Here is a 7,432-nt window from a genome sequence, read left to right as displayed (position 1 = left end):
GCGTTCGACTACAGCCAAGGTGTGCGATAGCCGGGCTTTTTCGTCCTTGAGCGAACAACCGTGCAAGGCATGCCAGACGCGGACCAGATCCGCGAGGCGATCATCAAGCGGTCTGCCGGTCTGATTCAGAGAGGCGAAGTAAAGGCGAGCCGGTTTTCAACCACTATCGACGGCCAGGCGCGGCTTTTCGTTGCCGTCCAGTCCTTACCCGACCTTTACACCTCGCTGACCGCCCCTTACACCATCCTGGTGTCTCATGGATGCGTGGATAAACCATCCCAGGCTTAAGGAGACGGACATGCTAGCTCGCATTTCAATGCTCGCCCTGGCGGCGGCGTTTCTGCTGATGAGCGGCTGCGCCTATCACGAGTACAACGACCGCGGCAGGGACCATTACAGAGGCGCGGATCGTCATTACTCCGCAGGGCATCACAAGCCCGCGCGACACCGCCATGAGGAGCAAAAACGCCGGTCTGACCGCGAGGCCCGCAAACGCCAGCAGCATTGAGATACCACGCCCTGCCGCTGCGCCGGACCTCTGGCTGCGTCCGCCCCTGCTACGCTTAACAGGCTGTTGAAAAACGACTGCGCCAGGCTATGCGGCGTTTAAATCAGCCGCAAAAATCTCATGTACAGCTCGTACACTGCGCTTTTTCGGCTGTTTTCGCTTTGCCTCGCCGTCGTTCGCTACGTTTTTCAACAGCCTGTTCGATCTCTGTCCGGAGGGCTGCTATGACCGCCCCGGACCTTCTGCTGGCTAGGGAGGTGGATAATGACAACTGCCTTTTCGATTCACCCGTCAATCGACAACGGCATCCAGGCGGGTGCCGAGGATTTCGCTGGCGGTACGCTCGTCTGCCACTGCACCCAGGACCCTGTGCGGGTGCAAGTCGACGCGCAATCGGCCTACAACCACGCCTGCGGCTGCACCAAGTGCTGGAAGCCGAAGGGCGCACTGTTCTCCATGGTCGCGGTGGTGCCGCGCGACAAGCTCCAGGTCATTGACCACGCCGAGAAGCTGGTGGTGGTCGATTCCCGAGCCGCCATCCAGCGGCACGCCTGCAACCAATGCGGCGTGCACATGTATGGCCGCATCGAGAACAGTGCACACCCGCTCTACGGGTTCGACTTCATCCACACCGAACTGTCGCCGGACAAGGGCTGGTCGGCGCCGCAGTTCGCCGCCTTCGTCTCCTCGATCATCGAGTCGGGCGCCGACCCGGCAATCATGGACGCCGTGCGTGCGCGACTGAAGTCACTCGGCCTGGAGCCCTATGACTGCCTGTCGCCGGAGCTGATGGATATCATCGCGACGCATGCCGCCAAGGCTTCCGGCGCGCTCAAGTCCTGACGCGCCGCAGGAAGCGGAGCCGCTGGCGAGCGCAAGTCGCACCGCCCCCTTGTCCCCGGCTGTGCCCTGTGCGCGAATCGCCTGCCGCAGCCGGCCCACGACCAGTGCGCCGAATAACCCCCGGATTCGGCTCACCTGCAGCGCCCGCCTGGTAGTGGCCAGGCTCGACAAGGCCGGCACGCCTTCACCCACGAGGTTAGGCGCGCCATCACGGCTGCTGTGGGTGATAATGCCCGCCAGCTTGTCAACCGTTCAACAGAGGAGCCCTACGGGAGTGATGTTCGAGATCAAGCAGCTGAATCCTGAGAAATACCGCCAGCAAACGCGCCGCAGCACCCTGATCATTGTGCTGATCTTCCTGGTGCTGGGCATGCTCCTGGCTACTCTGGCCGTGTGGCTGTTCGGCGAACCCGCTGGCGATAATTTTCGCTGGAATCTGGGCGGCATTCTTGCCGGGCTGCTGCTGACCATGGCGCTGGTGCGGTGCAAATTCTGGCAGCAACCCTGGATGGCGCCGGCCGTCTATGGCTGGCAGCTCAAGCGCCGGCTGATGAGCATCACCAACGCCATGCACCACGTCACTGCCGGCGTAGCGGCCCAGGATCCGAGCGCGCTGAAGCTGCTGCGCTTCTATCACCTGGGCCTGACCCAGATGCACCAACTGGACGGCAACACCAGCGCCCTCAGCCAGATGATGGCGGAGATCAACCGGCACAAGGCGTCCATGGCGGCCCTGGGCATGGATACCGAGCAGAAGCAGATGGACCCAGCCTGGCTTGAGACGGTGAAGAAGGCCAACGCGGCGCGGTAACCACGCCACTAGCCCACGAACAGTCGCAGGGTCTCGCTTCGCTCAGCCTGCGCAGCCGACCTATACGCCCGCCCCATCCAACCTAGCCGCCTCGCCCACTGGATGGATAACGCTGCGCGGTTATCCACGGGAAGCCAATCTGTGCCCTACCGGTCAGCCGCGTTTGGCGCCCATCCGCGTGCCCAGCAGCAGCCCGCTGAAGATCAGCCCGCCGCCCAGCCAGTGGAAGGCCTGCAGGCCTTCGCCCAGCAACAGCCAGCCGAGTGCAGCGGTGAACACCGGCATCAGGTAGCTGGCCAGCGCCGCCTTGGCCGCGCCGACCACGCGCACGCCGTGGTTCCAGGCGAGATAGGCGACCAGCGAGGCGAACACCGCCGTGTAGGCGATGGCGCCGAGGTTGCCCGGGGTGACGGCGAAGCGCGCACCCTGGCTCAGCTCGACGAGGTAGAAGGGCAGGATCAGCGGCACGCCGAGCAGCATCAACACGCCGAGCAGGGCCAATGGCGGGATCGGCAGCAGGTAGCTGGCCCAGCGCCGCAGCAACAGGGAATACAGCGCCCAGTCGGCCACGGCCAGCAACATGATCAGGTCGCCGCGGTTGAACGACAGCGCGGTCAGGGTCGTCCAGCTGCCCTGGGTGATCAGCACCAGCAGGCCGCTCGCCGCCAGGCCCATGCCCCACCAGGCGCGGCGTTGCGGCCATTCGCCGAGCAACAGGCCGGCGCCGATGAAGGTCATCAGCGGCAGGCAGGTGTTGACCAGGGTGATGTTGATCGCCGCTGTGGTCTGCGCGGCGCTGTAGAGCATCGAGTTGTAGCCGGCGATGCCCAGGCCGCCGAGCACCAGCAGGCGCCAGCCGGCCGCACGCAACTGCGGGCGATGGCGCCACAGCGGCGCCAGGACGAACGGCAGCAACAAGCTCAGGGCCAGGCACCAGCGCCAGAACGACAGGGCCAAGGGCGGGATCTCCCCGGCGAAGGCGCGCGCCACCAGGGCGTTGCCCGACCAGCAGAGCACGGCCAGCAACAGGCCGAGCATGGCCAGGCTGCGCGAGCTGTGCACCACTTCAGTTCTGGCCGAGCGGACGCAGGCGGTATTGCGGCGGCAGCTGTTCGATGCCGCTGACGGTGACGTTGAGGTTCTTCCAGCGACCGTCCTTGATGCCGTAGATGCAGCCGTGCACCGACAGTTCCTGGCCGCGATGCCAGGCATTCTGCACGATGGTGGTGTGGCTGACGTTGGCCACCTGCTGAATCACGTTGAGCTCGCAGAGGCGGTCGACCCGCGCCTCCTCGCTCGGCAAGGTCGCCAGGTGGTCGCGGTGCTCGTAATACAGATCGCGGATGGTCCGCAGCCAGCCATCGATCAGGCCGAACTGGGTGTCGTGCATGGAGGCACGCACGCCGCCGCAGCCGTAGTGGCCAGTGACCAGGATGTGTTTGACCTTGAGCACGTCGACCGCGTACTGGATCACCGACAGGCAGTTGAGGTCGGTGTGCAGCACCACGTTGGCGACGTTGCGATGGACGAACAGATCGCCCGGCAGCAGGCCGACGATCTCGTTGGCCGGCACCCGCGCATCGGAGCAGCCGATCCACAGGTATTCCGGCGCTTGCTGGCGAGCCAGCTTGGCGAAGAAGCCAGGATCCTGCTGGTTGATGGCCTCGGCCCACCGCTCGTTGTTGTCGAAGAGATCTTGTAAGTCACTCATGCCGTCGGCTCCCTGGAGTATCGATGCGCACCATACGGAGCGCGCTTGGCCTTTGACAAGCCACCTGGCCTTGCCGTCACAGCCGGAGGCTGTCAGCGACAGCCGCAAGCCCAGCGCTGACCGCGCCGCGGTTAAGCATTCCGCCGTTACGGCACTGTTGGCGTCAGCGGAGGAGGCGCGGACGCTCAGTCGAGCAGGGTGCAGGCCATCACCAGTGCATCTTCGCGACCACCCACGGCCGGGTAATAGTCGCGGCGCCGGCCGATTTCATTGAAACCATAACGCTCGTAAAGGCGGTAAGCCGACTGGTTGCTGGCGCGCACTTCGAGGAAGCATTCGCCGGCCTTGAGCTCCATGGCGCGTTGCATCAAGCGCTCCAGCAGCAGCAAACCGAAACCGCGGCCCTGGCTCTCCGGCTTGATGGTGATGTTGAGCAGGTGCGCCTCGTCGATGATCACGTTGATCACCCCGTGGCCGACCTGCTGCTGGCCCTCGAACATCACCCAGCAATCGTAGGACTTGAGGCTGTCGAGGAAGATGCCGCGGGTCCAGGGATGGCTGAACGCGGCGTACTCGATCTTCAGCACGGCCTCGATATCCGCCTCGGTCATCGGGCGGAAAGAAATTGCATCACTCATTCGGGTTGACTCATAGACGGTTGAAACCTGGGCGAAGTGGCCGCAACCAGGCGCCATTGGAAGTGCTCAAGAGCCTGCCTGCCAGCGTTGCCGTACCCGGCGCATCGCCTGCCACAGCTCGGCCTTGCGCGCCGGTTCGTCTATCAGCAACTCCAGCCCCGGCAGTGCCCAGGCCGCCCCCAGACCGTCGATCTGCAACTCGCGGTTGTAGTGCTCGGCATCGGCGTCGCCGGCGAAGCGGATGGCCGGCAAGCCGACCAGCCACAGGCAGGCACAAGGCTCCTGCTCTTCCAGGCGCGCCGCGATAAAGCTCTGAACATAATCCAGTGCGGCCTGCGGGCCCTGATCCATGCTACCGCGTGCCAGCAATGGCCAGCGCACCGGCTCGCCGATCAGTTGCGGGCTGTCCGGCAGACCGGCGGCGCGCAGCAGGTCCTTGAGCAGCAGGTAGGCCGGATCGCGCCCTTGCAAGGGTTCGCCGGTGGGCAGTTCGACCAGCACCGCACAGGCGCCGGCGCGCAACAGCTGCAGGGCGAAACGCGGTGGCGGCGCGGTCACCGGCTTGGCCGCTACGGGTGTCCCTGTCTTATCGAGGGCATCCGCCTTGACGTTGCGCGGGACGACGCTGGGCCGTGGCACCTCGATCTTCGGCCGCTCGGCTGGCGGCTCGGGCCTGCTCGGCGGCGCGGTCTCGCGTGCAACCGGGCTGCTGGGTTCGGCCGCCACTGGCACCTCCGGCTCTGCCGGCTGCAGCAGCTCCGGGCGCGAGGGCGCGGCGAACGGCAGCTCCACACGCGGCAGCCAGCTGGCCACCTGCATGGCGCTCAGATAAGCACGACGGCGCAGTTCTGCAATCAAACGTCAGCCACCTGCGGATGGGCCTTCTGGCCGTCCTGCATCAGATTGAGGGCATTGATGTAGGCCTTGGCCGAGGCCACCAGGATATCGGTATCGGCACCGTTGCCGTTGACGATGCGCCCGTCCTTCTCCAGGCGCACCGTGACCTCGCCCTGGGAGTCGGTGCCCTGGGTGATGGCGTTGACCGAATACAGCTGCAGGTTGGCAGCGGACGTGGCAATCGACTCGATCGCCTTGAAGGTCGCGTCCACCGGCCCGGAACCCTGGGCTTCGGCGCCCTGCTCGGTACCATCGACACTGAGCACCAGCTTGGCCAGCGGTACTTCGCCGGTCTTGCTCGCCACTTCCAGGTAGACCAGTTTGAAGTGCTCCGGTGCTTCTTCGGCCAGGGTCTCAGAGACCAGCGCCTGCAGGTCTTCGTCGAAGATTTCGTGCTTCTTGTCGGCCAGGTCCTTGAAGCGGGCAAAAGCCGCGTTCAGCTCGGATTCACCGGCCAGTGCGATGCCCAGCGCCTCCAGGCGCGAGCGGAAGGCCGCGCGCCCGGAATGCTTGCCCAGCACCATCTTGTTGGTGTGCCAGCCGACCGACTGCGCGGACATGATCTCGTAGGTCTCGCGATGCTTGAGCACGCCGTCCTGGTGAATGCCGGACTCGTGGGCGAAGGCGTTGGCGCCGACGATCGCCTTGTTCGGCTGCACCGGAAAGCCGGTGATGCCGGAGACCATGCGCGAGGTGCTGAGGATATGCGGGGTGTCGATACGGGTGTGCACGCCGAGCAGGTCTTCGCGGGTTTTGATCGCCATGACGATCTCTTCCAGCGCGGCGTTGCCGGCACGCTCGCCGAGGCCGTTGATGGTGCACTCGACCTGGCGCGCACCGGCGACCACCGCGGCCAGGGAGTTGGCCACGGCCAGACCGAGGTCGTTATGGCAATGCACGGAGAACACCGCCTTGTCGGCATTGGGAATGCGGTTAAGCAGCTGGCGGATGGTTTCGGCGTACTGGTGTGGGATCGCGTAGCCGACGGTGTCGGGGATATTGATGGTGCGCGCGCCGGCGTCGATGGCCGCTTCGATGATGCGGCAGAGGAAATCGATCTCCGAACGGCCGGCGTCCTCGCAGGAGAATTCGACGTCGGCGCAGAGGTTACGCGCGCGCTTGACCGCGTGCACCGCCTGCTCGACCACCTGATCCGGCTGCATGCGCAGCTTGTGCTGCATATGGATGGGGCTGGTGGCGATAAAGGTATGGATACGCCCGGAGTTGGCGCCTTTCAGCGCTTCGGCGGCGCGATCGATATCGGCATCCAGGGCCCGCGACAGGCTGCACACGGTGCTGTCCTTGATGGCGTCGGCAATCGCCTTGACCGCGGCGAAGTCGCCGGGGCTGGCGATGGCGAAGCCGGCTTCGATCACGTCGACACGCAAGCGCTCCAGAGCCTTGGCAATGCGCAGCTTCTCTTCGCCGGTCATGGAGGCACCGGGGCTCTGCTCGCCATCGCGCAGAGTGGTATCGAAGATAATCACGCGGTCATTGCTGCTCATTGGAAATTCCTCACGGCTACGCAGAAGCACAGACCCGACGTGGGGGCCTATGTCGATAAGCGCTGATTGTCGCGTGAAACGCCCCGGGCGGGAAGCGTGGAAAGCAGCGGCACGCTGCGCATCAACGCGTAGGGCGGGTGCAACCCGCCAATGGACAAGAGACTCCGGCGGCCAGCACCCGCCCTATTGGTCACCCTCGCGCCTGCGTGGACGCGGAGCGTCCAAGTAGGGGCTACCACGCTGAAGCGTGGGAGCCTCAATGCCGGAAACAAAACGCCCGCCAAATGGCGGGCGCTGGGCTGACCGAGCGAGCTGGGCGCAGCCGATCAGAGGGCTTGATCCCAGGGGCGGTCGCCGTTGGCGTCCTTGATCCGGGTGGGCAGGCCCATTACATCGAGCAGCTTGAGGAACGGCTCGGCCGGCAGCTGTTCGACGTTGGCCATATGCCCGACATCCCAATCGCCACGGGCGACCAGCAGAGCAGCGGCGACCGGTGGTACGCCTGCGGTGTAGGAGATG

8 protein-coding genes and 2 pseudogenes are annotated in these 7,432 nt (G+C 65.1%); 3 read left to right on the top strand and 7 right to left on the bottom strand.

Going from position 1 to position 7,432, the window contains the following annotated elements; genetic code table 11:
• Positions 1 to 141, bottom strand: a pseudogene (locus ABZE94_RS18745) (integrase); the annotation flags it as partial.
• Positions 142 to 298: 157 nt separating this feature from the next.
• On the opposite strand from ABZE94_RS18745, the gene ABZE94_RS18740 reads away from it, so the two are divergent.
• From ABZE94_RS18740 to ABZE94_RS18730, 3 genes are all read left to right on the top strand, one after another.
• Entirely contained in the window at positions 299 to 508 is a 210-nt protein-coding gene (locus ABZE94_RS18740; protein WP_372877333.1) for a hypothetical protein, read from the top strand.
• Positions 509 to 772: 264 nt separating this feature from the next.
• Entirely contained in the window at positions 773 to 1,351 is a 579-nt protein-coding gene (gene gfa / locus ABZE94_RS18735; RefSeq protein ID WP_372877331.1) for an S-(hydroxymethyl)glutathione synthase, read from the top strand.
• Positions 1,352 to 1,628: 277 nt separating this feature from the next.
• Complete coding sequence (locus ABZE94_RS18730) at positions 1,629 to 2,162, top strand: DUF3087 domain-containing protein (protein WP_372877329.1); 534 nt, start codon at positions 1,629 to 1,631, stop codon at positions 2,160 to 2,162.
• 153 nt (positions 2,163 to 2,315) lie between these two features.
• Here the strand turns inward: ABZE94_RS18730 and ABZE94_RS18725 are convergent, their stop codons facing one another.
• The 6 genes and pseudogenes from ABZE94_RS18725 to ABZE94_RS18700 all read right to left on the bottom strand — a co-directional run.
• Positions 2,316 to 3,200 carry a DMT family transporter gene (locus ABZE94_RS18725; RefSeq protein ID WP_372877335.1) on the bottom strand — a complete coding sequence of 295 codons (885 nt, stop codon included), beginning with the start codon at positions 3,198 to 3,200 and terminating at the stop codon, positions 2,316 to 2,318.
• Positions 3,201 to 3,228: 28 nt separating this feature from the next.
• Positions 3,229 to 3,873, bottom strand: a complete 645-nt coding sequence (gene can, locus ABZE94_RS18720) for a carbonate dehydratase (RefSeq protein ID WP_372877327.1) — start codon at positions 3,871 to 3,873, stop codon at positions 3,229 to 3,231.
• Positions 3,874 to 4,058: 185 nt separating this feature from the next.
• Entirely contained in the window at positions 4,059 to 4,511 is a 453-nt protein-coding gene (gene rimI, locus ABZE94_RS18715; RefSeq protein WP_372877325.1) for a ribosomal protein S18-alanine N-acetyltransferase, read from the bottom strand.
• 66 nt (positions 4,512 to 4,577) lie between these two features.
• Positions 4,578 to 5,369, bottom strand: a complete 792-nt coding sequence (locus ABZE94_RS18710) for an energy transducer TonB (protein WP_372877323.1) — start codon at positions 5,367 to 5,369, stop codon at positions 4,578 to 4,580.
• Positions 5,366 to 6,913, bottom strand: coding sequence for a 2-isopropylmalate synthase (locus tag ABZE94_RS18705; protein ID WP_372877322.1), 1,548 nt, complete (start codon positions 6,911 to 6,913; stop codon positions 5,366 to 5,368). Before ABZE94_RS18705 ends, ABZE94_RS18710 begins: the two co-directional genes overlap by 4 nt.
• Positions 6,914 to 7,239: 326 nt before the next feature.
• Positions 7,240 to 7,432 (bottom strand): annotated as a pseudogene (locus tag ABZE94_RS18700) (saccharopine dehydrogenase); the annotation flags it as partial.

Origin of the sequence: Pseudomonas sp., from assembly GCF_041601375.1 — a bacterium.
Taxonomy (GTDB): Bacteria; Pseudomonadota; Gammaproteobacteria; order Pseudomonadales; family Pseudomonadaceae; genus Aquipseudomonas.
The sequence above is the reverse complement of the archived record's forward strand: the minus strand, read 5'-3'. Positions and strand labels throughout refer to the sequence as shown.